General features: G+C 67.8%; 25 protein-coding genes. 12 read left to right on the forward strand and 13 right to left on the reverse strand.

What is annotated here, in order from left to right:
• Positions 1-139 precede the first annotated feature (139 nt).
• The 6 genes from GY812_08955 to GY812_08980 all read left to right on the forward strand — a co-directional run bounded on the left by GY812_08955 (position 140) and on the right by GY812_08980 (position 5,814).
• The gene (locus tag GY812_08955) at positions 140-961 is read left to right on the forward strand and encodes an oxidoreductase (GenBank protein MCP4435606.1); all 822 of its coding nucleotides are present in this window, start codon (positions 140-142) and stop codon (positions 959-961) included.
• Positions 962-963: 2 nt separating this feature from the next.
• Positions 964-2,277, forward strand: a complete 1,314-nt coding sequence (locus GY812_08960; protein ID MCP4435607.1) for an aromatic ring-hydroxylating dioxygenase subunit alpha — start codon at positions 964-966, stop codon at positions 2,275-2,277.
• Positions 2,270-3,043, forward strand: coding sequence for a hypothetical protein (locus GY812_08965; GenBank protein ID MCP4435608.1), 774 nt, complete (start codon positions 2,270-2,272; stop codon positions 3,041-3,043). The genes GY812_08960 and GY812_08965 overlap by 8 nt, the downstream gene beginning before the upstream one ends.
• On the forward strand, positions 3,040-3,984 hold the full coding sequence (locus tag GY812_08970) for a hypothetical protein (protein MCP4435609.1): 945 nt from the start codon (positions 3,040-3,042) through the stop codon (positions 3,982-3,984). The genes GY812_08965 and GY812_08970 overlap by 4 nt, the downstream gene beginning before the upstream one ends.
• A gap of 13 nt (positions 3,985-3,997) precedes the next feature.
• Positions 3,998-4,876 carry a hypothetical protein gene (locus GY812_08975; GenBank protein ID MCP4435610.1) on the forward strand — a complete coding sequence of 293 codons (879 nt, stop codon included), beginning with the start codon at positions 3,998-4,000 and terminating at the stop codon, positions 4,874-4,876.
• 65 nt (positions 4,877-4,941) lie between these two features.
• Positions 4,942-5,814, forward strand: coding sequence for an alpha/beta fold hydrolase (locus GY812_08980; GenBank protein MCP4435611.1), 873 nt, complete (start codon positions 4,942-4,944; stop codon positions 5,812-5,814).
• 34 nt (positions 5,815-5,848) lie between these two features.
• On the opposite strand, the gene GY812_08985 is transcribed toward GY812_08980, so the two are convergent.
• Positions 5,849-7,006, reverse strand: coding sequence for an acyl-CoA dehydrogenase (locus GY812_08985; GenBank protein ID MCP4435612.1), 1,158 nt, complete (start codon positions 7,004-7,006; stop codon positions 5,849-5,851).
• 45 nt (positions 7,007-7,051) lie between these two features.
• Between GY812_08985 and GY812_08990 the strand changes: the two genes are divergently transcribed.
• Both GY812_08990 and GY812_08995 read left to right on the forward strand, forming a co-directional pair.
• Entirely contained in the window at positions 7,052-8,284 is a 1,233-nt protein-coding gene (locus tag GY812_08990; GenBank protein MCP4435613.1) for a DUF4339 domain-containing protein, read from the forward strand.
• Positions 8,281-9,300 carry a potassium channel protein gene (locus tag GY812_08995; protein ID MCP4435614.1) on the forward strand — a complete coding sequence of 340 codons (1,020 nt, stop codon included), beginning with the start codon at positions 8,281-8,283 and terminating at the stop codon, positions 9,298-9,300. The genes GY812_08990 and GY812_08995 overlap by 4 nt, the downstream gene beginning before the upstream one ends.
• Here GY812_08995 and GY812_09000 read toward each other — a convergent pair.
• The 7 genes from GY812_09000 to GY812_09030 all read right to left on the reverse strand — a co-directional run bounded on the left by GY812_09000 (position 9,272) and on the right by GY812_09030 (position 16,278).
• Positions 9,272-10,045, reverse strand: a complete 774-nt coding sequence (locus tag GY812_09000; protein ID MCP4435615.1) for an enoyl-CoA hydratase — start codon at positions 10,043-10,045, stop codon at positions 9,272-9,274. The genes GY812_08995 and GY812_09000 overlap by 29 nt on opposite strands.
• 1 nt (position 10,046) lies before the next feature.
• Positions 10,047-10,649: a hypothetical protein gene (locus GY812_09005; GenBank protein MCP4435616.1), complete on the reverse strand. Its 603-nt coding sequence runs from the start codon at positions 10,647-10,649 to the stop codon at positions 10,047-10,049.
• Between the two features lie 30 nt (positions 10,650-10,679).
• Positions 10,680-12,476, reverse strand: coding sequence for an acyl-CoA dehydrogenase (locus GY812_09010; GenBank protein ID MCP4435617.1), 1,797 nt, complete (start codon positions 12,474-12,476; stop codon positions 10,680-10,682).
• A gap of 63 nt (positions 12,477-12,539) precedes the next feature.
• Positions 12,540-13,100, reverse strand: a complete 561-nt coding sequence (locus GY812_09015; GenBank protein MCP4435618.1) for a VOC family protein — start codon at positions 13,098-13,100, stop codon at positions 12,540-12,542.
• Positions 13,101-13,306: 206 nt separating this feature from the next.
• Positions 13,307-14,350 carry a PHP domain-containing protein gene (locus GY812_09020; protein MCP4435619.1) on the reverse strand — a complete coding sequence of 348 codons (1,044 nt, stop codon included), beginning with the start codon at positions 14,348-14,350 and terminating at the stop codon, positions 13,307-13,309.
• 18 nt (positions 14,351-14,368) lie between these two features.
• Positions 14,369-15,019, reverse strand: coding sequence for a TetR/AcrR family transcriptional regulator (locus GY812_09025; GenBank protein ID MCP4435620.1), 651 nt, complete (start codon positions 15,017-15,019; stop codon positions 14,369-14,371).
• A gap of 5 nt (positions 15,020-15,024) precedes the next feature.
• A complete protein-coding gene (locus GY812_09030; protein MCP4435621.1) occupies positions 15,025-16,278 on the reverse strand; it encodes a cytochrome P450 in 1,254 nt (417 codons plus the stop codon).
• Positions 16,279-16,443: 165 nt separating this feature from the next.
• Between GY812_09030 and ychF the strand changes: the two genes are divergently transcribed.
• The 4 genes from ychF to GY812_09050 are packed head-to-tail and all read left to right on the forward strand — an operon-like array spanning position 16,444 to position 19,172.
• A complete protein-coding gene (ychF, locus tag GY812_09035) occupies positions 16,444-17,526 on the forward strand; it encodes a redox-regulated ATPase YchF (GenBank protein MCP4435622.1) in 1,083 nt (360 codons plus the stop codon).
• A 28-nt stretch (positions 17,527-17,554) separates the two neighbouring features.
• Entirely contained in the window at positions 17,555-17,878 is a 324-nt protein-coding gene (locus GY812_09040; protein MCP4435623.1) for a DUF192 domain-containing protein, read from the forward strand.
• Positions 17,875-18,705 (forward strand): 16S rRNA (cytidine(1402)-2'-O)-methyltransferase, encoded by an 831-nt coding sequence (rsmI, locus tag GY812_09045; protein MCP4435624.1) that lies wholly within the window; start codon positions 17,875-17,877, stop codon positions 18,703-18,705. Before GY812_09040 ends, rsmI begins: the two co-directional genes overlap by 4 nt.
• Positions 18,706-18,755: 50 nt before the next feature.
• Positions 18,756-19,172, forward strand: a complete 417-nt coding sequence (locus GY812_09050; GenBank protein ID MCP4435625.1) for a nitroreductase family deazaflavin-dependent oxidoreductase — start codon at positions 18,756-18,758, stop codon at positions 19,170-19,172.
• A gap of 75 nt (positions 19,173-19,247) precedes the next feature.
• Here GY812_09050 and GY812_09055 read toward each other — a convergent pair whose 3' ends face one another.
• Genes GY812_09055 through GY812_09075 form a run of 5 tightly spaced genes read right to left on the reverse strand, consistent with a single transcriptional unit; the run spans position 19,248 to position 24,819 of the window.
• Positions 19,248-20,525, reverse strand: coding sequence for a thymidine phosphorylase (locus GY812_09055; protein ID MCP4435626.1), 1,278 nt, complete (start codon positions 20,523-20,525; stop codon positions 19,248-19,250).
• Entirely contained in the window at positions 20,525-20,938 is a 414-nt protein-coding gene (locus GY812_09060; GenBank protein ID MCP4435627.1) for a cytidine deaminase, read from the reverse strand. Before GY812_09060 ends, GY812_09055 begins: the two co-directional genes overlap by 1 nt.
• Entirely contained in the window at positions 20,938-22,194 is a 1,257-nt protein-coding gene (locus GY812_09065) for an ABC transporter permease (protein MCP4435628.1), read from the reverse strand. The genes GY812_09060 and GY812_09065 overlap by 1 nt, the downstream gene beginning before the upstream one ends.
• Positions 22,194-23,318, reverse strand: coding sequence for an ABC transporter permease (locus tag GY812_09070; protein MCP4435629.1), 1,125 nt, complete (start codon positions 23,316-23,318; stop codon positions 22,194-22,196). Before GY812_09070 ends, GY812_09065 begins: the two co-directional genes overlap by 1 nt.
• Positions 23,311-24,819 carry an ABC transporter ATP-binding protein gene (locus GY812_09075; GenBank protein MCP4435630.1) on the reverse strand — a complete coding sequence of 503 codons (1,509 nt, stop codon included), beginning with the start codon at positions 24,817-24,819 and terminating at the stop codon, positions 23,311-23,313. The genes GY812_09070 and GY812_09075 overlap by 8 nt, the downstream gene beginning before the upstream one ends.
• Positions 24,820-24,825 lie beyond the last annotated feature (6 nt).

Consider the following 24,825-nt stretch of genomic DNA (forward strand, 5'->3'; position numbering starts at 1 on the left):
ATCCCATCTGGGTGATCTCTCCTGTAGTGGTATAACGTATAGCAACCGGTTGACGGCCCCGGGTACCTCGGGGGTATTGTACGGAAACATCGTTCCGACAAGCGGAACGGTGGCTCGCCAGCACGCTGCGGAGGCGCACATGGGGGACACGCTCAACACCGTCGTCAACATCCTCGACGAGTCGGGTGAGGTAGACAACCAGGCCACGTTCGACGCGCTGTGGTCGATCATGTCGGCCCAGGCAGACAGGATCCGCGACCACTTCGAGCTCGAAGTGGATCCCGGCTACGCGGACCTGGAGACCTACGGCCCCGATGACGGCTGGCGCGGCGTCCTCAACGCCTACTCCGGGCCGAAGATGGACTGGATGATCCACTCATGGATGGGCGATCCCGGCACCGGGTTCACCAACATGCACCTCACTTGCTGGCTCGGCCCCGACATCGACGTGCCCCACCTCGGCTTCGCCTGGGGCACGCTACCGACGCTGTGGTTCTACCAGGACTACATGCCGCGGGTGGACATGGGCGTCGACTACGACTACCTGCAGAAGTACTACGAACCCACCAACGAACGGTTCCTCGACCTGAAGGCCGACGAGGGGCTGTCGTACTTCACCAGCCGCACGCTCGTCGTGCGCCAGCAGGTCTCAGAGACCGGCTACTGCTTCGTCTGCACCGATGCCGATGAGGGCGAGCAGCGTGCCGTGCGCATCGACCAGATCGCCCGCCTTGCCGAGCAGCGGGTCACCGACTGGCTCGCCATGGTCGACGCGGCTGACGCCGTCCCGGCAGACAAGCGCGAAGCCCTTGCCGAGCGCGACCTGCACGTGCGGCGCCTGATCGCCGAGACCGACCCCGCCAACGTCGTCGGTGAGCGGTACTACGGAGAGGAACTGACAGCGAGGCTGGTCGGCGCCCTGTGGGGTGCCGAGCGCCAGCTCGATCGACCCGGGAGCTGAGCATGTTCAAGAACTTCTGGTACGCAATCCAGCACGGATCGAAGGTCGGCGACCAGCCGGTCAAGGTCCGGATCATGGAGGAGAACCTCGTCGTCTGGCGCGACGACCGCGGCAAGCCGGTGGTGCAGTCGGACCTGTGCGTTCACCGCGGCGGCTCGCTCGCCGGCGGATGGGTGCAAAAGGGCGTCAACGGCCACAACTGCGTTGTCTGCCCATATCACGGGTGGCAGTTCGACGACGCCGGCGCCTGTGTGCGCATCCCGGCCGCCAGCTCCGATGTGGCCATCCCCAGGAAGGCCCGCACCGACACCTACCCGTCGGTCGAGCGCTACGGCTTCATCTGGGCATTCCTCGGCGACCTGTCCGAGGACGAGCGGCCCCCGATGCCCGAGCTGCCCGGTCTCGAGGAGACCCCTGACGCAACCGCCGACGGCTACCGCATGGTCGAGGGCGAGTTCGTGTGGAACGCCAACATCGAGCGGGTCATCGAGAACGGCGCCGACATTGCCCACGCGCCCTTCGTGCACGCCGGCAGTTTCGGCAACCCCGACAGTCCCGAGGTGCCCGAGCACGAGATCGTGGAGACCTGGAGCGACGACGGCGAGTACCTGCGAATGATCGAGGCCACCGTCGACCTCGTCGCGCCACCGTCAAAGGGACTCTGGAGCTTGATCAACCGGGGCAAGGACAAGCCGCCGGTCAACTCGTCGGTGCGCATCATGTTCCCCAACGTCTCGATGCTCGAGGTCAAGCTGCCGCTCGGGAGCATGAAGATCTGGACCGCGCACGTGCCCATCGACGAGAACACCACTGCGTCACGCTGGATCACCGGCCGCAACTTCTTCACCAAGCCCTGGCAGATCAGCCTGCTGCGCGCCGACGCCGACACCTACCGCCGCACGATGAAGATCTTCTATGAGGACCAGGCGACCGTGGAGGCGCAGACCCCCGAGCTGGTTCCCTTCGACATCGCCAGTGAGCTCAACGTGAAGTCCGACCAGGTGTCGCTGGCCTTTCGCCGGTGGCGGGCCAACGCGTATGACCGCGGTTGGGGCATCCAGCCCCACCAGATCGTCACCACGGACGACAAGCGCAAGTACACCGTCATCCCGTCACCTGCACGCAAGGAACACCCGGACCTCGAGAATGCATGGGTGCTCAAGGAGGTCGAGTCACACGCGGCCATCCGGGCCCGCCAGCTCGCCGCCGGCAAGCACAAGCCGGGCGCCGACGATTCGGAGACACCGCCCGACGAGATAGACGAAGGTGCGGCGGACCGGCCCGATTCGAGTACCGAGGAGCCCGCCAATGGCTGACCGCCCGTCGCACGCACTGTGTGACCACAACATGAACACCATCGCCGCCCAGCTCGACCTCACCGAGGTGCGCGCCGACGACGGTGGGCCGGCCATGACGCTCACCAGTGAGATGTCGCCGGATCCGGTCGGCGAACTGCGCCGCTGGGAGCGCGACGGCGTGGCCACGATGGTCTACGTGGGCATCGTGGTGCCGATGATCGGCCTCGACTCGCACATGATCTACGCGTTCACCCCGGCCGAGAGCCCGGTGCCGCACTTCACGCTCGACTCCGTGCAGACCAAGCTCCCGCCCGAGGCGGGCGGTGGCGACGTGCTCGCATTCCACCTCGACCTCAACCCGCGGCTCGACCCCGGGGTCAACCCGCGCTACCTCGAGCACGTCTACGTGCCGCTGAGCGACGCCCGCGCCCGCGGTCTGGCGATCGATGGCGTGACACCGGCCGACCTGCAGCCGCTCCAGTGGCAGGTCATGTCGAGCTGGATGATGGCCAACCGCGCAACGCCCGAGGCGTTCGAGGAAGTGGGCGACATCGTCGCCGAGTACCGCAACCACTGGTTCGGCCTCGTCGAGGCCGGCGTGCCCGACAGCGTCACGAACGACTGGGACGGCGCACGGATCGCGCAGCGCGACGCCGAGAGCCGCGACACGATCTTCAGCACCGAGGTCGACCCGGTGTGGGACATCATTGCCCGGCTCCTCGGCCAGGACCAGGCAACAACACTTCGCGAATCGGTTCGCGACGCCGGAAGGGAAAACGGATGAGCGAAGAGACGAGCGACACCTCCTCTGACTGGCAGGAGCGCATCGAGGGCGAGTGGTACGGCAACCCCTCGGTGTGGGACTCCGAGGGCAACCACACCGGCTACATCAAGGTCAACCGGTCGTCCGTCTTCGAGGACGGCGACACGACCTACTTCATGAACACCCTCTTCGACGGCATCGGCCCGCTGCGGCCACGCCTCGAGGTCGTGGAGTTCGCGTTCGGCGTGAAGGACTCCGACGAGGACCGCATCTACATGGGTCCCGATTTCTACGGTGCGGGCCAGCCCTACGGCGCCCTGGTCGATGCCCACTACTACTCACCGGCGTGGCAGGCCGATCTGCGCACGATGGTGCACATCCTCGACGACGGCGAGACCCAGGTGTACTCGTCGCTGCTCTACGAGGGCCCGAAGATCATGTGCGTGTTCAACGGCATCTACAAGGTGGCCTTCGACTACGAGACCAACGCGGAGACCAAGGAGCGCATCGACGCCTGGTGCGCCTCCGAGCGGGTCAACGGCAAGACGCCCCATACGCTCCCGGCCAAGACCAAGGGAGCCTGGATGGGCCGCATGCACGCCTATGACGGCGACCAGAAGCCCGCAGGCGAGGTCGATGTGCGCATCGAGCACGAACCCACGACGCTGCTGCGAGCCCGCCAGAACGTGCAGATAAGCGGCCTGCTGGAGCACGAGTGGAGCTTCGACCGCTACCGCAACGGCAACCTGCACACCTACGACGGGCCCGATGTGTGGGGCAACGCAACTGCCTATGGGCGGGCGCTCTACACCTCCCAGCACGTGCACGGCACGGCGCTGAAGGTCGCAGGCCGCGAGTTCATCATCGACGACAACCACACGATGTCTGCCGTGTGGCGTGTGCTGGACGGTGACCAGACCTCGTACTTCCTGTTCGGCGAGCTCACCTTCGAGCCCTCCTGACCCGAACGCACCCGTGAGCGGCACACTCGACGTCTCGGCGGCCGGCCTGGTCGTCGGCGCAACCGATCCCGATGCCGTGATCGCCTTCCTTGGCGCGTTCGGGCTGGCGGAGGTGGCCCGCCACGCCGTCGACGCCGACACCGCGTCGGGTCTGTATGGGCTGGATCGTGCCACCACCGAGGTCGAACTCGGCACCGACGGCACCGACCATTCACGCGTGTGGGTGGTCGACTGCGACGAACCGGGCAACGCTCCGGCTGACTTCGAGCGGCGCCCGCGTGCGTTCGACATCTACACCTCCTCGATGGACGACGCGCTCGAACACCTGCGGTTCACCGGCCTGGCGCATGGCCCGGTCGGCACTCTTGCTGTGGGCCCCGTCACGATGCGCCAGTGCCTGGTCACCGGGCCCGACGGCCTGGCGGTCGTGCTGGTGGAGTCCACCCACCGTCGGGGGTCGCTGCTCGACGCCGATGACGGCCGGCTGTTCTCCGAAGGCCATTCGGTGGTGTGGTCGGTCGACTCGATGGACGATGAGGCAGCGCTGCTGTCGGGCGTCGGCCTCACCAAGGGCATGGACCTGGCGTTCACCGAGCCCGAGGTGTCGACATACCTGGACCTGCCCCGGTCACCGGTACCCATCCGCATGACGATGCTCTCCGGCGAAGCGGTGGACCCGCTGCGACTGGAGTTGCTCGAGTTCAGCGAGGACCCCGGTGAATCCGTGGCTTCCGACCACCTCGCGGGTGGCCTGTGGGCACTGCGGTACCGGGTGGCCGACCCGTCGGCCGTGGCGGAGTCGCTCGCGCATGCCGGCTGCTCCGTCGAGGCCGCCGGCGCTGCAATGGCGGCGACCACGCCGGGCGGCATCCGCATCCAGCTCTCCGCCTGAGCCAACCTGTGGCGATGCAAGGGCTGGCGTTTGGGCGTGAACGGCGCGGTCCCTACCCTCGGCCCATGCGCAGGTGCCTCACCGCCTCAGCCACCGTGCTGTTCGTCGCGCTGGTCGCGGGCTCCTGCAGCTGGTTCGGCACGGATGTGGGCGTCGACGGTGTGGACGTGGGCATCGTCGAGATCGATGGCCAGCACGGACGCGACGCCGTCGTCGTGGCCCCCAAGGGGCACCGTGACGATCCCGTCGAGAAGCTGCCGCTGGTGGTTGTGCTGCACGGCCTCGGAGGCAACGGCCTGTCCTTTGCCCAGGAGACCGAGTGGCCGCGAGCCGCGCGCGACCGGGGATTCGTGGCCGCGTTTCCCCAGGGGTTCGATGAATCATGGAACGCCGGACGTTGCTGCGGGGCTGCCGTCGGCGACAACGTCAACGACGTGGCGTTCATCGACGCGCTGATCAACCAGATGGTCGCCGAGGAGAACGTGGATCCCGAGCGCATCTACATGGCCGGCTTCTCCAACGGCGGGATGTTCACGTTCCTGTATGCCTGCCTCGCCCCCGGCCTGCTCGCAGGGGCGGCGTCGGTTGCCGGCACCAACTTCTCGGATTGCGAGCCAGACGGCTCGGTCGACTTCCTGCAGGTGTCCGGTCGAGACGACCCGGTGGTACCGGTGCTCGGTGGTGAGTCGAGCCTCACCAACGTGCCCGAGGTGCCGTCGGTGGAGCAGTCGCTTCTCGACATGGCCGCAGCGGCGGGGTGCGACGACCCCAAGGGCTTCGAGGTCAACGGCGTGATGTCGTTCCAGGACGGTGGCTGCGAGGGTGGCACGAGCGTGCGGTTCGACGTGCTGGAGGGTTTCGGGCACCAGTGGCCCGGTGAAGAGAACTCGCCCAATTACGTGGCTGTCGACAAGATCACCGAGTTCTGGGGGCTGTAGCCGCAGCGCGCGGGAGCGCTCAGGCCCGCAACCGTCACGGGATCCCTTGTGAGCGCAGCCCCTTGGCGATCACGGTGCGAAGGATGTCGTTGGTACCCTCGCCGATCGCCATGAGTGGCGCATCCCTGTACAGCCGCTCCACCTCGAACTCGGTGGAGTAGCCGTATCCGCCGTGGACCCGCATGCTCTCGAGGCTTGCTTCCAGCGCCACTTCCGAGGCGAAGAGCTTGGCCATTGCAGACTCGGTGGCGGCGTCGTGACCGCTGTCGAGCCTGCGGGCCGCCCACCAGGTGAGCGAACGCGCGGCCTGCACCTTGGTGGCCATGTCGGCGAGCTTGAGCTGCACGGCCTGGAATTCTCCGATCGGGCGACCGAAGGCCTCCCGATCACCGGAGTAGGACAGGGCTTCCTCCAGCGCCCGGTGCGCAACGCCGACCGCCCGGGCCGCGATGTTGACCCGGCCGGTCTGCAGTCCGGATATGGCCTGGGACATCCCTGTCCCCTCGACGCCCCCCAGCAGGTCACCGACCGGCACCCGGGCCTCGTCGAACACGACCTCGCAGGTCTCCGGGCCCTTGTAGCCGAGCTTGCCGAGATCCCTTGTGATCGTCATCCCGGAAGTGTCGGCGGACACGAGCAGGATCGACATGCCCCGGTGCGACGGTGATGCGTCCGGATCGGTCTTCACCAGCAGCGGCAGCGGGTCGGCGTGGCGTGCGTTGGTGATCCAGGTCTTCGTGCCACTCACCACGTACTCATCGCCGTCGCGCACCGCTCGGGTCTTGATGCCCTGCAGGTCCGAGCCGGCGTCGGGCTCTGTCAGCGCCAGGCCGGATCGCCTCTCGCCGGATGCCAGTGATCGCAGGTGGCGCGCCTTCTGTTCCTCGGTGCCGTGGACCGCGATGAGCTTGCACGCCATGCCGTGGCTGCCGATCATGCCGGCGATCCCCATCCAGCCTCTCGACAGCTCCTCGAACACCAGGGCGAGGGTGACGGTGTCGACGCCGAGGCCTCCCCACTCGGTGGGCACCGTGAGGCCGAACAGGCCCATGGCGGCCATCTTCTCGACTATCTCGGTCGGGTAGGTGCCCGACTGTTCCATCTCTCGGGCAACCGGGCGAACCTCGCGGTCCGTGAAGTCCCTGATCAGCTGCCGGAACTCGCGCTGTTGGGCGTCGAGCTGGTCCTCCATCGGCCGGAGGTTACAGGCGGGCCGCTGCTGTGGCAGGCTCAAGGCATGACAGATCTGCCAGCACTCGACCAGCCTCAGGCCTACGTGGTGGTCGGCCCAGATGACCAGCGCGGTCCCTACACGCTCGAACTCCTGATCAGCGAGGTGGTCGCAGGGCGTCTCAACGACAACACGCCGGTGTGGTGGCCGGGCATGGCCGACTGGACCACCATGTCCGGCCACGCCGGCATCGCCGCCGAAATCGAGCGGCGACGCAACCCGGCTCCGGCTCCGGAACCCGAACCGACGGCATTCGCGCCCCCGGTCGAGGCGCCGGCCCCGGCGGAGCCCGCGCCCGCTGCGCCGCCGGCCGGGCAGTACGAGAGCTACGAGTACGGCTATGGCCAGTCGGGAGGCGGATACCCTGCTGCGGCTTCGCCTGGCCAGGACTACTCCACAGGCGCGTACCAGGCCGAGGAGACCGTCAGTGCGCAGCCCGACATCTCACCGGATCCCTCGCCCGCAGCTTTCGGGGCCGTCACCTCAGAGGATGCTCCGTCGAGCTTCGCCCCCAACCCCGCCGAGGGTCAGGACGCGGTGCAGCTCGCAGGTGAGACGGTTGCCGCCGATGTTGCCGGCGAGGACGCCGGCGTGTTCGGAGTGGGCGCCACCACCACCGAGCCGTTCGGCACCGAAGGCGCGATCGAGGTGCCGGCGGTCGAGGTGACTCCTGCCGACTTCGTCGCGGTCGACACCGGTCCCCAGGTGGGCTACCGGGCCTCCGGCGCCGCCGAAGGCCTGGACCCGGTGCACGGCACGGCCTTCGCCGAGCTGATCCGCCGCAGCCGTGCCCGCGCCGACGCGGCCGCCATCGTCGACTCGGTGGACCAGGCCATCACCGGTGCAGTTGCGGCGGCTGCTGCCGCCCAGGGCTTCGAAGCCGTCAACCGCGACGACACTGGCGACCGCCACGACATGTCGTTCCGCGCGGCTGACAACACCACCGTCGAGGTCTCGGTCGGTCGGGTCACCGGGGCGGACATGGCAGTGCGCGACGGTCATGTCGACCTCGATGTGTCATGCACGTCAACCACCTACGCGGGCTCCATGGACGCGGGTACCGGAGAACATGGCGAGATCACCGTGCGCGCTGCAGAGTACGGCGGGGCTTCGATCGCCAGCGTCTCGCTCATGCTGCCGCTGGCGGACTACGTCAGCGCCGACATGGTCACCGATGAAGGCGCCCTGCGCCGCGACCTCGAGGCGACCGTTGCATCGGTGAGGGCTCGCCTGGCGTGACGCCACTGCGCCGACTCTGGATCTCACTCCTGCTTGTTGCAGGAGTGCTCGTGCTGGGCCTGGTCGGCTACCTGCTGCTCGGTTTCGGGCTGGTCAACTCGGTCTACCAGACCGTGATCACCATCTCGACGGTCGGTTTCACCGAGGTCGAGCAGTTCGGCAGCGCAGAGAAGTGGTTCACGATCGTGATCATCTTCCTCGGGTTCGCCGCGATGGTGTTCTCGGTCGGTCAGGTGGTCGAGTTCATCGTCGAGGGACACCTGCAAAAGACATTCGGGAGGCGTCGAATGGACAAGTCAATCGCCCAGATGTCGGGCCACATCGTGCTGTGCGGATGGGGGAGGGTCGGTCAGTCCTTCGCGGATCACCTCAGTGCAACCGCCGACCTGGTCGTCATCGACAGCGACGCGGCCAAGCTGGCCACATGTCCGTACCCCCACGTCCTGGGCAATGCCACTGACGACGCAGCGCTGACCACTGCGGGCTTGCAGCGCTGCGGCACGCTGATCGCGGCTCTGGCCACCGACGCCGACAACCTGTTCGTCGTGCTCTCGGCCCGCGCGGCCAACCCGGACACGTTCATCCTGGCCCGCGCCCGCGCGGAGTCGACAGCCGAGAAGATGCTGCGCGCCGGCGCCGACCGCGTGGTCAACCCTCACGAGTTGGGCGGGTCACGCATGGCAGCCCTGGTCGCCCAGCCGCACGTGTCGGAGTTCGTGGACGTGGTGATGCACGAGGGCGGCATCGAGTTCCAGTTGGCCGAGGTGGAACTGCCGGAGGGGTCACCGCTCGTCGGGCACACACTCGGCGGCGCCCACCTGCGCGCCAGCACGGGAGCGCTCGTACTGGCCATGCGGAACCGGGACGGCTCGTTCACCACCAACCCGGCCAGCGATACGCCGCTCGAGGGTGGTCAGATACTGATCGCCATCGGCACCGAATCGCAGCTCGAGCAGCTCCGTGCCGCCACGTCGCGAGGCCGGGGGATCACACCTGGCGTCGACCCCGCTCGGTAACGGCCTTGCGTGCCGCGTCGAGGTCACCACCTCCGCGCGAGGTGAGCCACTCGCCGCTGCGCCGCGCCTCCATCTGGAACGCCTCCGCCCTCGTGCAGTCCGCCGCCGCGTCGTATGTCGCCAGCACGTGCTGGACTGCGGCCGGCTCGGCCTCGGCCACATCCCTGGCCAGCCGCGTTGCGGCCGCCATCAGCTCCTCGTGGGGCACGACGTGGTTGACCAGACCCCACTCGCACGCCGTCGTGGCGTCGAGGAAGTTTCCGGTGGCGGACAGCTCCTTGGCCCGCCGCACACCCACGGCCTCGGCGAGGTTCACGGTGAGTCCCCAACCCGGCATGATGCCAACCCTCGCGTGGGTGTCGGCGAAGCGGGCGTGTTCGGAAGCGACCAGGAAGTCACACGCGAGCGCCAGTTCGAATCCGCCGGTGATGGCGACGCCATTGATTGCGCCGATCACCGGGGTCTGCATCGTGGGGATCGGCCTGCGGAGCTCGAAGCCCTGGTCGCGGCCGCCTGACAACGCCGATGGGTCACCGGCGAGTTCCTTCAGGTCGAGCCCGGCGCAGAACGCAGGGTCAGACCCGGTGAGCACGACTGCTGCGACGGTGGGGTCGGCCTCCAGGTCTGCCATCGCGGTGTGCAGCTCGGCGCGCAGGGCTGCGTCAAGGGCATTGCGGGCACCGGGTCGGTTGAGCGTGACGGTCGCGACTCCGTCACGCGAATCGGACAGCAGGATCTCGGACATGTCAGTCGTTCACCTCGGTCGGTGGAAGGAACTCCAGGGGCAGGTCCCCGAGCTTCACGAGTGTGGACGAGATCCATCCCCCGATGGCGCTGAAGTGGTCATCGAGGATCGACCCGTCGGCGAGGGCGGCCTCGGCCAGCTCGTAGCTGCCCTCGTAGGAGACCTCGAATGCATGCTCGCTCTCGGTGAGCCCGGTGTTGTGCACGGTCTCCACGGTCGGCCCGGAGCGGTGGAGCCGCTCACCGGAGATGTCGGGGCTTTCGACGGGAATCGCCTCCAGCACGTCCTTTGGTTCGGGTGACTTCACGAGCCGCTGGATGCGCAGCACCACTTCGATGTCGATGCGGGGCAGCTCCGTGAGTTCCTCGTCGATGTACCAAGACCGGTAGGCGGCTTGTGACCAGGTGGGCCAGTCGAGCGTGAGGTCCGCTCGCACCCGTGGAGGCGTGCCCTCGCCCGGCAGGCCGTAGCTGGTCTCCCATGTGAGGTCACCGAGCAGCACGTCGGCCTGCAGCCGCTCCTCGAAGGCCTGGCGTTCCAACAGTGCGCGCTCGAGCGCATCGCGCAGTGCGCCTATGGCGTCGGTGAAGACGTGGTCGAGCACGCCCGCAACCTACATGCTGCGCCGGGTTGGTCAGACCGAGGGGAGGGCTTCGACGTCGATGTCGAAGAGGATCTGGTGGCCGGCTGTGACAGCTGCGGCCAGCGAATGCACCTTGGGGAGCAGCTGCTCACAGAAGAACCGTGCCGTGGTGACCTTGGCCTGCAGGTAGGCGGTGTCGGCACCTTCCTCGTCGAGTTGGTCGACGGCCGCCACCGCCTGGCGGGCCATGGTCCAGCCGCCGGCTGTGAGGCCGAACATCTCCAGGTACGGCGTGGCGCCGGCAAGGGCGTCACGCGGGTCGGCCAGGCCGTTCTCCATGATCCAGTCGGTCGTGTCCTGGAGTCGATCGAGCGCGGCTTCGAGCTCCCGCTCGGTGTCCGACAGCTCCTCGACCTTGCCGAGCTCTACCAGGACCCCGCGCATCTCGGCCATGAGGTCGGCGAAGGCGCCGCCCATCCGGAGCCCGATCTTGCGGCCCACGAGGTCCATCGCCTGAATGCCGTTGGTGCCTTCGTAGATCGCGGTGATGCGCTGGTCGCGGAAGTGCTGGGACACACCGGACTCCTCTATGTATCCCATGCCGCCGTATACCTGGACGGCCAGCGAGTTGACCCGCAACCCGGTGTCGCTGCACCACGACTTGGCTACAGGGGTCAGCAGCTCCACGGACTCGCGATGCCGGTCTGACTCTTCGCCCTCGCTCACCTTCGACAGGTCCAGGCACGAGGCCGTGTGCACCGAGAGGTTGCGCATCGCCTCGATGGACGACTTCATCTCGAGCAGCATGCGCCGCACGTCAGGGTGCACCACGATCGGCACCGGGCCGGGGGTGTCGCCACCGATCTCGCTGCCCTGGGTGCGCTCGGATGCATAGTCGACGGCCTTCTGGTATCCGGCATCTGCGATGCCGGTGGCCTGTACCGCGACCGCGAGGCGCGCTGCGTTCATCATGGTGAACATCGCGCGCATGCCCTGGTTCTCCTCGCCGATGAGCCAACCGATGGCGCCGTCATCGTCGCCGAAGCTCATCACGCACGTGGGGGAGGAGTGGATGCCCATCTTCTCCTCGATGGACACGCAACTGACGTCGTTGGGCTCCGCGGGGTTGCCGTCGGCGTCGGGGAGGAACTTGGGTACCAGGAACAGCGAGATGCCCTTGGTTCCCGGGGGAGCGTCGGGCGTGCGGGCAAGGACGAGGTGCACGATGTTCTTCACGAGGTCGTTGTCACCGAAGGAGATGAAGATCTTCGTGCCCGTGATGCGGAAGCTGCCATCGCCGACCGGGACGGCCTTGGTGCTCGAAAGGCCCACGTCGGACCCGGCGTGCGGTTCGGTCAGGTTCATCGTGCCCGACCACTGGCCGCGGACCATCTTCGTCAGGTAGACCTCCTTCTGTTCCTCGGTTCCCCATGCCTCGAGCAGTTCGCATGCACCGGTCGTGAGGCCGGGGAGCATCGCGAACGCGGCATTGGAGCCGGAGGACACCTCGGAGCCGACGCTGAACACCGAGGCCGGGAACCCCATGCCGCCGTACTCCGGTTCGAGGTTGAAGCCCTGCCAACCACCCTCCACGAACTTGTCCCACGCAGGCTTGAACGACTCGGGCGTGGTCACGCCTTCGGGGGTCCACGTGAGCCCTTCGGTGTCGCCGTCGCGGTCGGTGGGCGCCCAGACCTCGGCCATGAAGCGGCTGTGCTCGTCGATGACGGCTTCGAGCGTCTCGGGGTCTACGTGCCCGTAGCGCTCGTGCGCAGTCAGCTCTTCGAGGCGGCCGAAGTGCTCCAGCGCGTATTTCAGGTCCTTCACGGGCGGTCGGTAGTCGCTCATGACCCGTATGTTACCGGCGGGTAACCGGCCAAAAGCAACCCCCTCGGGCAGATCTTCCCAACGTCAGGGCCGCGGTTCACCGCCGGTGGGGTGGGGGCTCATGACTGCCAGAGGCGCTGATACGCCGGTTTGCCTGCCGCGGATCCCGGCGATCCGGCGGCCCGGCTGGACTGCGTCCCTGGGTGTGCTGCACAGCTCACCCATGGTCTCGGCTGTGGCATCGAGGTCCTCGCTCACCAGTGCCAGGCCGAAGAACCGGGCCGGCCCCTGTGTGGTTGGCTCGCCCTCGTCTGGGCCCACGAGTTCCAGGATCACGTCGCCGAGCCAGAAGAACACCTGCCGCATCGGCGAGCCATAGCTGTCGGTGGACCGGCCACCGCGTCGCTCGAGTCCCAAGGCCTCGAGCACGCCCACGGTGTGCTCCACGTCACCGGTGCTGATCACGATGTGGTCGATCGATCCGATGCCGTTGGCATGCGGTGTCGGATCGGGGTCGGACGACTGTGGCGGGCCGAGCAGTGCCAGGCCGTCCACATCAGCCTCGTCGGCCAGTCCCTCGATGCTCCAGCCCTCGAAGCCCGCGCCGCTGCCTGTCAGCTCCACGAGCGTGTTGGCGAGCAGCACCGTGCCGGAGCCGCTGGCTCCGTCGACGGTGAACCCGAGCGCGGCCCAGGATTCGGGGGAATCCCCGAGACGGACGCTGAGCAGCTGGCTCAGGAGTTGCGGCCCAGGTTGGGCTTGCGGCCGTGGTTGGCCTTCTTGCGGCGCGCGTTGGCCTTCTTCTTCTGGGTGCGCTTCGACATAGGGGTGCAACGTTAGCGCGCAGGCCCTCACGCGGCGAAGGCGGCGGACCACTCGAGCAGCGCGTCCGCATCCCACGTGTTCACCACGGACTCGGCGGGGATTCCCATCTCGGTTGCCTTGTCGCACCCCCAGGCCTGCCACTCGAGCTGGCCGGGCGCATGCGCATCGGTGTCGATGGAGAAAAGGCAATCCCACTCGAGGGCCAGCGCGATCAACTCGTCGGGCGGGTCGCGGCGCTCGGGTCGGCAGTTGATCTCGACCGCGGTGTCGAACCGCGAACATGCGGCGAACACGATCTCGGCATCGAACGCCGACGGCGGTCGCCCCGTGCCGAGCACCTTGCGCCCCGTGCAGTGCCCGAGGATGTCGACGTGGGGGCTGGCGATCGCCCTCACCATCCGCTGAGTCATCTCCGGTTCCGCCATGCGGAGCTTGGAATGCACCGATGCGACCACGATGTCGAGTTCGCCCAGCACCACTTCGGGCAGGTCGAGCGTGCCGTCGACGAGGATGTCGACCTCCATGCCGGTGAGGATGCGGAATGGCGCCAGGTCGGCACGAAGCCTGTCGATCTCGCCGAGCTGGTCGCGCAGGCGTTCGACCGACAGGCCGTGCGCGACCGTGAGCCGCTGCGAGTGGTCGGTGATTGCCATGTACTCGTGTCCGAGGTCGGCGGCCGTCTCGGCCATCTCGCGCACCGACGCACCCCCGTCGGACCAGGCGGTGTGGCAATGCAGGTCGGCCTTGAGGGCGTTGCGCAGCTCGGTGCCGACCGTTGGCTCGCAGGCCGACTCCTCTTCGAGGCGGGCGAGGTACGCGGACGGCCCACCGGTGACTCCATCAGCGATCACGGAGCCGGTGGACTTCCCGATTCCGGCCAGTTCGGTGAGGGTGCCCGACTCCACACGATGCTGCAGCTCGCCCGGTGCGAGTCCCGCGACGATGTCGGCCGCATTGCGGAACGCGCGCACCTTCTGTCCGGGCGCGAGGCCGCGATCGAGGTAGTAGACGGCCTTGCGCAGCGCAGCAGCCGCGGCCTGTGTGGCTGGGTCAGTGACGCCGTCGCCCATGGCAAGACGATATGGCGCTCAGCGACCGCTCGGGGCGTCGCCGAAGGTGAGCAGCCACAGCCCCCTTGTGAGGGCGTCCACGAGGGCATCGTCGTGCTCCGGGCCGCGGTGGGCGACGCTCTGGGTGACGGTGCGCTCGATCGCCCAGGCCGACATGTGTGCCAGCTCGTCGACATCGACGTCCGCTGCGATCAAACCCAGCTTCTGGGCGATCCGCATCCTGTCGGCGGCGTGGCGGGCGAACGCCTCTATCCGCTCGAACCAGAAGGACGCCACGGTCCCGTCATAGCCGGTTGCGGCCTGTACCGCGTCGAGCACGTGGCGGTGCCGGCGGTAGTCGGCCACGATCCGCGCACAGGTGTCGCGCAGCGCCAGCCGGTGGGCCCCGGTATCCGCCGGGTCGGGCACGCGGTCGGTCCATTCATACGCCGCGGCGAAGATGTCCTCGGTCGTCTCCTCGGCCAGGCGGACCAGCAGCTCCGTCTTGTCGGCGAAGTGGACATAGAAGGTCGACCGGGCCACCCCGGCCGCCTCGGCGATGGTCCCCACGCTCAGCTCGGGATAGCCGGTGCCGGCGGCCAGCAGGACCTCGACGGCTGCGAAGACGCGCCGGTCGACTGCGGCCCGCCGGGCGGAGCCGTCGGACGGCCGGATCGTGCTCGCGGCCACCGGCCTCAGCGCATCGTGTAGCTGATGGGCAGGTGCTTGACGCCGCCCACGAAGTTGGCCTCTGCGTAGCGCGGCTCATCCGCCAGCTCGACGGAGTCGACGGCCTCCATGACCTTGGGCAGCATCGTGCGGATCTCGCGGCGCGCGAACTGGGAGCCAAGGCAGTAGTGGGCGCCCACTCCGAACGAGATGAGCTTGTCGGCATCGTCGCGGGTGATGTCGAACTCCGCGGCGTTGTCGAAAACCGTCTCGTCGCGGTTTGCCGCCGGGTAGGACAGGAGCACCCGCTCGCCCTCGTTGATCTCCACCCCGCCGATTTCCGTGTCCTGCTGTGCGTAGCGGAGGAACTGGCGTACCGGCGAGGTCCAGCGGATCATCTCCTCGGTCGCGTTGAGTGCCAGTGACGGGTCCGCCTGCAGCTTCGCCACCTGGTCGGGGTGCTGGAGCAGTGCCGCCAGCCCGCCGGACATGCCGTAGCTGGTCGTGTCATGTCCGGCGGTGGCGACGATGATGTAGTACCAGAGTTCGGCGGTCTCACCGAGGGGGCAGCCGTCGACCTGGCCGTTCGCGATCACGGTCGCCAGGTCTTCGGTGGGGCACTTGCGCCGCTCATCGGAGAGCTCGTTGAAGTAGGCCTGGAAGTCGTTGATCGTGCCCACGACAGCCTGGAACGGGTCGGCCAGGTCACCCATGAACTCCGGGTCTGCGGCGCCGAACATCCCCTGGGTGAGCTCGAGCATCTTCGCCTCGTCTTCGCGAGGCACACCGAAGATCTCCATGATCACGTGAAGCGTGTACGGGACCGCGATGTCCTGGGCGAAGTCGCACTCACCACCGAAGTCGGCCAGCTTGGCCACGTACTCGTCCGCTATCGCGTCGATGGCGTCCTGTCGGCCCTTGACCGCGGCCGGCTTGAACCAGTCGTTGGTCACCTTGCGGTGCTCGGTGTGCTCGTGGCCGTCCATGTGAACGAGCGTGTGGGGCGTGAAGCCCATGCCGTCGAGCAGTTGCTGCTGGATGTCGGGCATCAGTACCGAGTGGCGGGTGTTGTTCCAGATGTCGTTGCGCCGCGACACCTCGAACACGTCCTCGTGGCGGGTCAGTGCGTAGAACGGGCTGATCAACTCATGGGACACCCGGTACACCGGCTCGTCCCGCCTGAGTTCGGCTGCGATCTCATGCCATCGCACCGGGTCGGTGGACGCCTTGGGGTCCAGGAATATGGCGTCACGCGGGTCGTTCACCTCGAAGGTCAGCATGGTCGGACATTCTGTCGGACACACTGTCCGATTTCAATGGGGTCCGCTGTCGATGCGGCCCGATCCGCAGCGCTTGACCCGACAGGTCATGGCCACCATGACCCGCAGGCCGCGGAGCTGAGCCGATGAAAGCCCCTGAAGCGGCCGGCCCTATCCTCGGCGGCGATGGAACGCTTCGGATTCGTGGGCCTGCCCAACGCAGGCAAGTCCTCGCTGTACAACGCGCTCGCCGGCGGCGGCGCGCTGGCCGCCCCCTATGCATTCGCCACGGTGGACCCCAACGTCGGCGTCGCCAGGGTGCCCGACGAGCGCGTCGAGCGGCTGGCCGACATGAGCGACAGCGCGGAGCGCATCCACGCCGCCGTGCAGTTCGTCGACATCGCCGGACTCGTGAAGGGAGCAGCGCAGGGGGAGGGGCTGGGCAACCGGTTCCTGTCACACATCCGCGAGGTCGACGCCATCGTGTTCGTGCTGCGTGCGTTCCAGGACGACGACGTGCCGGGAAGCCACGACCCGCTCGAGCAGCTCGAGACCCTCGAGGTGGAGCTGGTCTACGCAGACCTCGAGAGCCTGGAGAGGCAGGTCGACAAGAAGCGCAAGGCCGCCCGCGGCGACAAGTCGCTGCTGGACGAGGTCAACGCCATGGACCGCGCGGTGGCCGCACTGCAGGAGGGCACCCCCCTGTACCGCAGCGATCTCTCCGACGAGGAGCTGGAGGTGCTGTCCGGCTATTTCCTGCTCACCGCCAAGCCGGCGCTGGCCCTGGTCAACCTCGACGAGGGCCAGCTCGAGGCACCGGAACCGGTGCTCGCACCGGTTCGCGAGGCATTCGGCGAGCGGGGTGGCCATGCAGTGATGGGCCTGTGCATCCAGCTCGAGGCCGAAGCGGCGATGCTCGATGCCGAATCACGCGTCGAGATGCTCGAGGCCCTGGGCCTGGGCGAGGGCGCGCTGGAGGAGTTCCTGCACACCACCTACCGGATGCTCGGGCTGCGCACCTTCCTGACCACAGGTGAGAAGGAGAGCCGTGCGTGGACGTTCCGGGCCGGATCGAAGGCGCCCCAGGCGGCAGGCGTGATCCACACCGATTTCGAACGCGGTTTCATCCGCGCCCAGGTGATCGGAGCGGAGGAACTGCTGTCCGCAGGTTCGTGGTCGGCTGCCCGGGACATCGGCAAGGTGCGCACCGAGGGCAAGGACTACGAGGTCGTCGACGGTGACGTGGTCGAGTTCCTGTTCAACGTGTGAGGCCGTCGACGCCCGTAGGATTCAACCCATGCCGTGGCTGGTCCGTGACACCGAGGTGCTGGCCAGCGTCGAGTTGGCCGACGGAAGGGCGGCGCGTAGCAAGGGCCTGCTGGGCCGCGACGACTTCGATGGCGTGCTGCGCCTCGAGGCCCGCTCGGTGCACACCTTCGGCATGCGCTTTCCGGTGGACGTGGCTTTTTGTGACACCGACGGCACCGTGCGTCGCGTGCTCACGATGGTTCCGTGGCGGGTGTCCAGGCCGCACCTCGCGCCGACCGTGGTGTATGAAGCCAGCGCCGGCACCTTCCGCGACTGCAACCTGCGCCCGGGTGACCGTCTGGAGTTGCAGTGACCGGCCGGATCGTGCTGGTCGGCACACCGCTCGGCAACCTCGGCGACATGGCCCCGCGCGCGGCCGAGGAGCTGGCCCGTGCAGACCTGTTGGCGTGCGAGGACACCCGTCGCACGGGACGGCTGTTGCAGCATCTCGGAATCGAGGCCCCGAAGCTGGTCCGCATGGACCTCCACACGGAGGCTGACACAGCCGAGCGACTGGTGGAGGCAGCGGCCTCCGGTGAGCGCGTCGCCGTGGTGACCGACGCGGGCATGCCGGGTCTGTCGGACCCGGGCTCGCTGCTGGTGCGTGTAGCGCAGGCTGCGGGCGTGACCGTGCAGGGGGTGCCGGGTCCGTTCGCCGGTGCGCTGGCAGCAACCGTCAGTGGAATGCTCGACCAGGCGGGCCGCTTCGTGTTCGAGGGATTCCTGCCCCGCAAGGGCGCGCAGCGAGCTCGGGCGCTCGCCGGAATCGTCGAACAGCCCAGAGCGGTGGTGCTCTACGAGTCGCCGCACCGGGTGCTCGACACCGTCGCTGACCTCGCGGAGGCCTGCGGGTCCGAGCGCCAGGTTTCGCTCAGTCGCGAGCTCACGAAGATGCACGAGGAAACGTGGCGTGGCTCCCTGGGGGAGGCGGTCGCCCACCTGGAAGCCAACCCGCCCAAGGGTGAGTTCGTGGTGGTCGTCGGTGGAGCGTCACCGCCGGCCGAGCCTGACGACGACACGATTCTCGCAGCCCTGGACCGGCGACTCGAGGCGGGTGATTCGAAGCGCGATGCCGCAGCTGCGGTGGCCGAGGAGCTCGGCATTGCCCCCAACCGCGTCAAGCGTCTCGCAATTCGCTGACCGGGAATCACCATGCCCGGGAGATGGTTGGCTCGGTCATGAGCAACGACATGGCCGACTTCAACAACGCGATCATCGAGGAGTTCCGCTCCAGCGCGGGCAAGGTCGGTGGACCCTTCGAGGGGGCGCCGATGGTGCTTGTGCACCACAAGGGGGCGAAGTCCGGCACTGAGCGTGTCACGCCTCTGGTGAGCCTGCCCGAGGGCGATGTGGTGCACATCTTCGCCTCTGCCGGGGGAGCGCCGAAGCACCCGGCTTGGTACCACAACCTCGTCGCCAACCCCGAGATCGAGATCGAGGTGCCTGTGGCCGGCGGCACGGCGACCGTTGAGGTCACTGCCGAGTCCCTCGCCGGCGACGAGCGAAATCGCCTGTTCGATGCCCAGAAGGAAGCGATGCCACAGTTCGCGGAGTACGAGGCCGGCACGGACCGGGTCATCCCCGTGGTTGCCCTGCGCCCCCGCTGAACCGCTGGTCCCAACTGCCGACCCGCTCTTCGTCGCGCGCCGGGGTCTGCTCGAGCGCCGATTGCGGTGCTCGGCTCAGCCGATTCGTTCGGCCACCAGCGAGGTCGGCTCGGGAGTCTCGCCGCCGACCTTCCAGGCGCCCTGGATCGCCTCGAGCCCGGCAGCCATGCACGACTCGTCCTCGGTGTGCAGTTCGAACAGCACGTCGTCCGCGCCCACCCGGTCGCCCGGACGTGCGTGCCACACGACTCCGGCCGCGGCCTGCACGGGGTGCTCCTTGCGTGCCCTGCCCGCACCCAGCCGCCATGCGGCCTCACCGATCGGCCGGGCGTGCAGGGCAGTGAGGTAGCCGTCGTCGCCGGCAGGGACGGTCTCGACGTGGGGGGCCGTGGGTAGGTCGGCATCGGGGTCGCCGCCCTGGAGCTCGACCATGTGCCGCCAGGCGTCCATGGCGCCACCGCTCGCCAACACCGAAGAAGGGTCGGCGCCGACTCCGGCGAGCTCGCACATCACCTCGGCCAGCGCGACGGTGAGCTGCACGACGTCGGGTGGCCCGCCGCCGGCGAGCACCTCGACCGACTCGCGCACTTCGAGCGCGTTGCCCGCCGTGAGGCCGAGCGGCGTGAACATGTCGGTCAGCAGCGCCGCCGTGCGCACCCCGTTGGCCTCACCGAGGCCCACCATGGTCTCGGCCAGCTCCCGTGCGCGCTCGAAGTCGGTCATGAAGGCGCCGGACCCGAACTTCACGTCGAGTACCAGAGCGTCGGTGCCTTCGGCGATCTTCTTGCTCATGATCGAGCTGGCGATCAGCGGGATCGACTCGACCGTGCCGGTGACGTCGCGCAGTGCGTACATCCGCTTGTCGGCGGGCGCCAGGTCGTCCCCCGCGGCGCAGATGACCGCACCGGGGTCGCGGAGCATCGCGAGGTAGTCCTCGCCGCGGATCTCGGCGTGCCAGCCCGGGATCGCCTCCATCTTGTCGAGCGTGCCGCCGGTGTGGCCGAGGCCCCTGCCCGAGAGCTGGGGCACAGCGGCGCCGCAAGCAGCAACCAGCGCGCAGAGCGGGAGGGAGATCTTGTCGCCGACACCGCCGGTCGAGTGCTTGTCGACCGTCGGGCGACCGACGGCCGACAGGTCCTTGCGGACGCCCGAGCCGATCATCGCCGCAGTCCAGGTGCGCAGTTCGCGCTCCGTCATGCCCTGGAACAGGATTGCCATCAGCAGCGCGCTGGCCTGCTCGTCGGCCACGTCAGCGGCCGTGTATGCCTCGATGAACCAGTCGATCTGCTCGTCGGTCAACTCCCCGCCGTCGCGCTTGGTGCGAATGACGTCCAGGGCCGTGACGGTCGCCATCAGCCCGAACGACCCGCCACATCGCCGGGGCCGAAGGCCCCCGGCAGGAGTTCGCCGAGGGTGACGATGCCCTCGGCGGTCTCGATGAGCATTGCATCGCCGCCGAACTCGTACAGGAACTGCCTGCACCGGCCACAGGGCGGGATCGGGTCCCCGTCGCCGGCCACGACCGCCATCGCCACGAGCTTCTGCCCGCTCCCATGCGCAACCATCGAGGTCGCCAGCGTGACTTCGGCACAGATCCCGATGCCTGTGGAGGCGTTCTCGACGTTGCAGCCGGTCACGACCTCCCCGTCGGAGGTGAGGGCGGCCGCACCGACACGAACACCCGAGTAGGGCGCGTAGGAGCGTTCGGTCATGCCCCTTGCTCTGGACCGCAACGCGTCCCAGTCCGGCGAGGCGTTCTGCGGCATCAGTTGGTCTCGTAGGGCTGGCCGTCGGCAGCCGGCGGGCGGGCCCTGCCGCCGAAGCCGGCGACGACGAACAGCGTGACTATGTATGGCGCCATGAGCAGGAACTCCGACGGAATGGGAGTGCCGAGCACGACGAGCTTCGTGTTGAGCGACTCGGCGAAGCCGAACAGCAGGGCGGCGCCGAGTGCACCCATCGGGTTCCAGCGTCCGAAGATCATGATGGCGAGTGCGATGAAGCCGCGGCCGGCGGTCATGTCCTCCTGGAAGGAGCCAGTCGACCCCAGCGGCAGGAATGCGCCCGCCAGGCCGGCGGCCATGCCTCCCATGACCACAGAGCGGTAGCGCGTGCGCAACACGTTGATGCCGACGGTGTCGGCGGCCTTCGGATGCTCTCCGACCGACCGCACCCGCAATCCCCAACGGCTCCGGAACAGCATCCAGGTCGTGAACGGAAGGAGGAAGTACATCAGGTACACGAAGATGTTGTTGTCGAACAGCACCTCGCCGAGGAAGGGAATGTCGCCCAGAAGCGGGATCTTCCAGCGGTCGAAGGTGCCCGCTCGGTTGAGTTCGGGATTGGTCGTGAGCACCGACGCGGCCAGGTAGGCCGTTATGCCGGTCGCGAAGAAGTTGATGGTGGTGCCGGAGATGATCTGGTCGACGCGGTAGGTGACCGACAGGCCCGCATGGCCCCAGGCCAGCATGCCGCCGCCGATGACGCCGACGGCCATCCCGAGCCAGAGGTTGCCCGAGGCGCTCGCAGCGAAGCTCGCCACGAAGGCCGAGAACAGCATCATTCCCTCGATGGCGATGTTGACCACACCCGAGCGCTCGCAGAGCACACCCGCGAGCGCCCCCAGTGCCAGCGGCGTGGCGCGGGTGACGGTGGACTCGAGCATGCCGACAAGGGAGAACTGCTGCCCGGCAGAGGCCCACACCAGAAAGGCGATCACGGCCATCACCAGCACGACCACTCCGATGCCCGCCGTATGCGGCAAGGGGCGTGCCAGTTGGACCACGGCGAGTACCACGATCGCGGTGCCGATCACCATGGAAGTCCAGAAGCTGGGCAGTGACAGGAATCCGTCGGGGTCGACCGCAATCTGGAACGTGCTCTCGTCGCCCGACGGTGTGCCGAGGGCGAACAACCAGATCACCGCCGTGCCGGTGACCAGCCAGATGATCCCCGTGCGGCTGTCCCGGCGCCTCTGGGCGGCGACGAGTGCGGCCTCGGTGTCGGTGGCGGTAGTGCTCATCAGCCGCCCCACGAGGAGGTGAACGTGGGTGTGTCCGTGGGCTCGGCCTTGATCCTGTAGATCGCCCTCACCAGTGCGGGCGCCGCCACGAACAGGATGATCAGCGCCTGGATCACGATCACGATGTCGACCGGGATCTGGGTCTCGACCTGCATGCGTACCGCGCCGGCGTTGAGGCCGCCGAAGAGGAGTCCGGCGGCGAGGATGCCGAGCGGGTTCGAGCGTCCGAGCAACGCGACCGCGATCGCATCGAAGCCGAGGGTGCCTATCGCCCCGGCTGTGAGCACGCCCGTGGGTCCGATCACGATGGTGCCGCCGCCGAGGCCCGCGAGGCCGCCGGCAATTGCCATCGTGAGCGCCGTGATCAGAGCCACGTTCATCCCGGCATACCGCGCAGCGTCGGGGTTGAGGCCGACTGCCTTCACCTGGAATCCGAAGGTGGAGCGCTCGAGCAGCCACCAGACGAGGAACACTGCGGCGAGGGCGATGAGGATCCCGGCGTCGACTCGTTCACCGTCGATGAAGCGTGGCAGCCGGGCCTGCTCCAGCATCTTCTTCGACACCGGGTTTCCGGCGTCGCCCGGAAGGAACGTGCGCGTGGTGAGCACATAGGCCACGAAGAACGTCGCGATGAAGTTCAACATGATGGTCGTGATGACTTCGTGGGCACCGGTGGTGGCCTTGAGCACACCGGCGATGCCGCCCCAGATGGCCCCGCCGAGCACGCCGCACAGCATGGCGACCACCAACGCGAGCGGGCCCGGGATGTCGAGCGTGAAGCCGGCCCACGCAGCAGCGATTGCTCCCATGATCATCTGGCCGTTGGCACCGATGTTGAACAGCGCAGCCTTGAAGGCGAACCCCACGGCCAGCCCCGCGAGTATCAGTGGCGTTGCCCGCAGGAGGGTCTCGGAGATGGCCGCGGGTGATCCGAGTGCGCCCTGGAAGAGCGCGGTGTATGCCTCCACCACGATGGACAACGACGCGCCGTCCTCGTGGGTGAACATGATCACGACGCCGCCGAGCACCAGCGCGGAGAACGTCGCCAACACGGGAACCTTCAGGGTGTCGACGAGTCGTCTCCACCACGGCGGTGTGGCCGGTTCGGCCTCCGCGTCAGCCATCCTTGCCCGCCATCAGCAGTCCGATGCGGTTGCGGTCGATCTCATCTCCCTCGAGAACGCCGGCGAAACGGCCCTCGTACATGACTGCCACCCGGTCGGCCAGGGCCATCACCTCGTCGAGCTCGGTGGACACGATGAGCACCGCCGCGCCCTCATCGCGCTCGGAAACGATCCGGCCGTGGATGTACTGGATGGAACCGACATCGAGACCCCTGGTCGGCTGTGCGGCAATGAGTAGACGCTCCGCGTGGTTGAACTCGCGCGCCACGATCACCTTTTGTTGGTTGCCGCCGGAGAGCGTGCCAGCGGGTGTCTGCACCGAGGCTGTGCGCACGTCGAAGTCGTCGGTCAGGGTTTCCGCGTTGTCGCGGACCGCTTCGCGGTCGCGCACCCAGCCGTTGGCGTACTCGGGCCAGTTCCACATGTTGAGCACCATGTTGTCGGCAACCGTGAACGGCCCCACGAGGCCGTCGGCCTGGCGGTCCTCGGGGATGTGCCCGACACCGGACTCGAACATCTCGCCTGGCGACGCACCGGTGACGTCCTTGCCGTCCAGGGTCACGGTGCCTGTGAGCGGCGACCGTAGCCCCGTCAGCGACTCGACCAGCTCGGTCTGCCCGTTGCCCTGCACACCCGCGATGGCGAGGATCTCGCCGCCACGGACCTCGAAGCTCAGCTCATCGACGGCGACGGCGTCGCGGTCGTCCTGCACGCTCAGATCTGTCACCGACAGGACGACTTCGCCGGGCGCGGGCGGGTCCTTGTCGACGACCAGCTGGATCGCCCGACCAACCATCATCTCGGCCAGTTGTGCTTCGGAGGTGTCCGACGGTGTGGTCTGGCCCACAACCTTGCCCTGGCGCAGGACGGTGATCTGGTCGGCCACCCTCATGACCTCACCGAGCTTGTGGGTGATGAAGACGATCGCCTTGCCGGCATCGCGCAGGCCATCGATGATCCCCTCGAGCTCTGCGATCTCAGCCGGCGTGAGCACGGCCGTGGGCTCGTCGAGGATCAGGCAGTCGGCGTCCTGGTAGAGCGCCTTGAGGATCTCTGCACGCTGCTGCACGCCCACTGGCAGGTCCTCCACGAGGGCGTGAGGGTCGACCTCGAGGCTGTAACGCCTCGACAGCTCGCGGATCTTCTCCGCCGAGCTCTCGAAGTCGAGGGCACCGAGCGGGCCATGGGCGGTCTCGTGGCCCAGCATCAGGTTCTCGTTGACCGTGAACACGGGCACGAGCATGAAGTGCTGGTGCACCATCCCGATCCCGGCCGCCAGCGCATCGCCGGGCGACGCGAACTTCCTCGCCCTGCCGTCGAGCAGTATCTCGCCCTCTTCGGCGTGGTAAAGGCCGTAGAGAACGTTCATCAGCGTCGACTTGCCCGCGCCGTTCTCCCCCAGAAGTGCGAGGACCTCTCCGCCATTGACGGAGAGGTCCACGCCTTCGTTTGCGATTACGCCGGGAAATCGTTTGGTGATCCCCCTGAGCTCGACCTTCACGGGGCC

It is taken from the genome of Actinomycetes bacterium (assembly GCA_024222295.1).
Taxonomy (GTDB): Bacteria; Actinomycetota; Acidimicrobiia; order Acidimicrobiales; family Microtrichaceae; genus JAAEPF01.

Bases quoted from the DNA above. Each gene is read 5' to 3' on its own strand.
- GY812_09010 (MCP4435617.1), bottom strand. From the start codon at position 12,476: ATGAGCGACTACCGACCGCCCGTGAAGGACCTGAAATACGCGCTGGAG.
- GY812_08990 (MCP4435613.1), top strand. From the start codon at position 7,052: ATGACAGATCTGCCAGCACTCGACCAGCCTCAGGCCTACGTGGTGGTC.
- GY812_09070 (MCP4435629.1), bottom strand. From the start codon at position 23,318: ATGGCTGACGCGGAGGCCGAACCGGCCACACCGCCGTGGTGGAGACGA.
- GY812_08960 (MCP4435607.1), top strand. From the start codon at position 964: ATGTTCAAGAACTTCTGGTACGCAATCCAGCACGGATCGAAGGTCGGC.
- GY812_09020 (MCP4435619.1), bottom strand. From the start codon at position 14,350: ATGGGCGACGGCGTCACTGACCCAGCCACACAGGCCGCGGCTGCTGCG.
- GY812_09060 (MCP4435627.1), bottom strand. From the start codon at position 20,938: ATGCCGCAGAACGCCTCGCCGGACTGGGACGCGTTGCGGTCCAGAGCA.
- GY812_09050 (MCP4435625.1), top strand. From the start codon at position 18,756: ATGGCCGACTTCAACAACGCGATCATCGAGGAGTTCCGCTCCAGCGCG.
- GY812_09030 (MCP4435621.1), bottom strand. From the start codon at position 16,278: ATGCTGACCTTCGAGGTGAACGACCCGCGTGACGCCATATTCCTGGAC.
- GY812_08970 (MCP4435609.1), top strand. From the start codon at position 3,040: ATGAGCGAAGAGACGAGCGACACCTCCTCTGACTGGCAGGAGCGCATC.
- GY812_08980 (MCP4435611.1), top strand. From the start codon at position 4,942: ATGCGCAGGTGCCTCACCGCCTCAGCCACCGTGCTGTTCGTCGCGCTG.
- ychF (MCP4435622.1), top strand. From the start codon at position 16,444: ATGGAACGCTTCGGATTCGTGGGCCTGCCCAACGCAGGCAAGTCCTCG.
- GY812_09055 (MCP4435626.1), bottom strand. From the start codon at position 20,525: ATGGCGACCGTCACGGCCCTGGACGTCATTCGCACCAAGCGCGACGGC.
- GY812_09040 (MCP4435623.1), top strand. From the start codon at position 17,555: ATGCCGTGGCTGGTCCGTGACACCGAGGTGCTGGCCAGCGTCGAGTTG.
- GY812_08965 (MCP4435608.1), top strand. From the start codon at position 2,270: ATGGCTGACCGCCCGTCGCACGCACTGTGTGACCACAACATGAACACC.
- GY812_09000 (MCP4435615.1), bottom strand. From the start codon at position 10,045: ATGTCCGAGATCCTGCTGTCCGATTCGCGTGACGGAGTCGCGACCGTC.
- GY812_08985 (MCP4435612.1), bottom strand. From the start codon at position 7,006: ATGGAGGACCAGCTCGACGCCCAACAGCGCGAGTTCCGGCAGCTGATC.
- GY812_08955 (MCP4435606.1), top strand. From the start codon at position 140: ATGGGGGACACGCTCAACACCGTCGTCAACATCCTCGACGAGTCGGGT.
- GY812_09065 (MCP4435628.1), bottom strand. From the start codon at position 22,194: ATGAGCACTACCGCCACCGACACCGAGGCCGCACTCGTCGCCGCCCAG.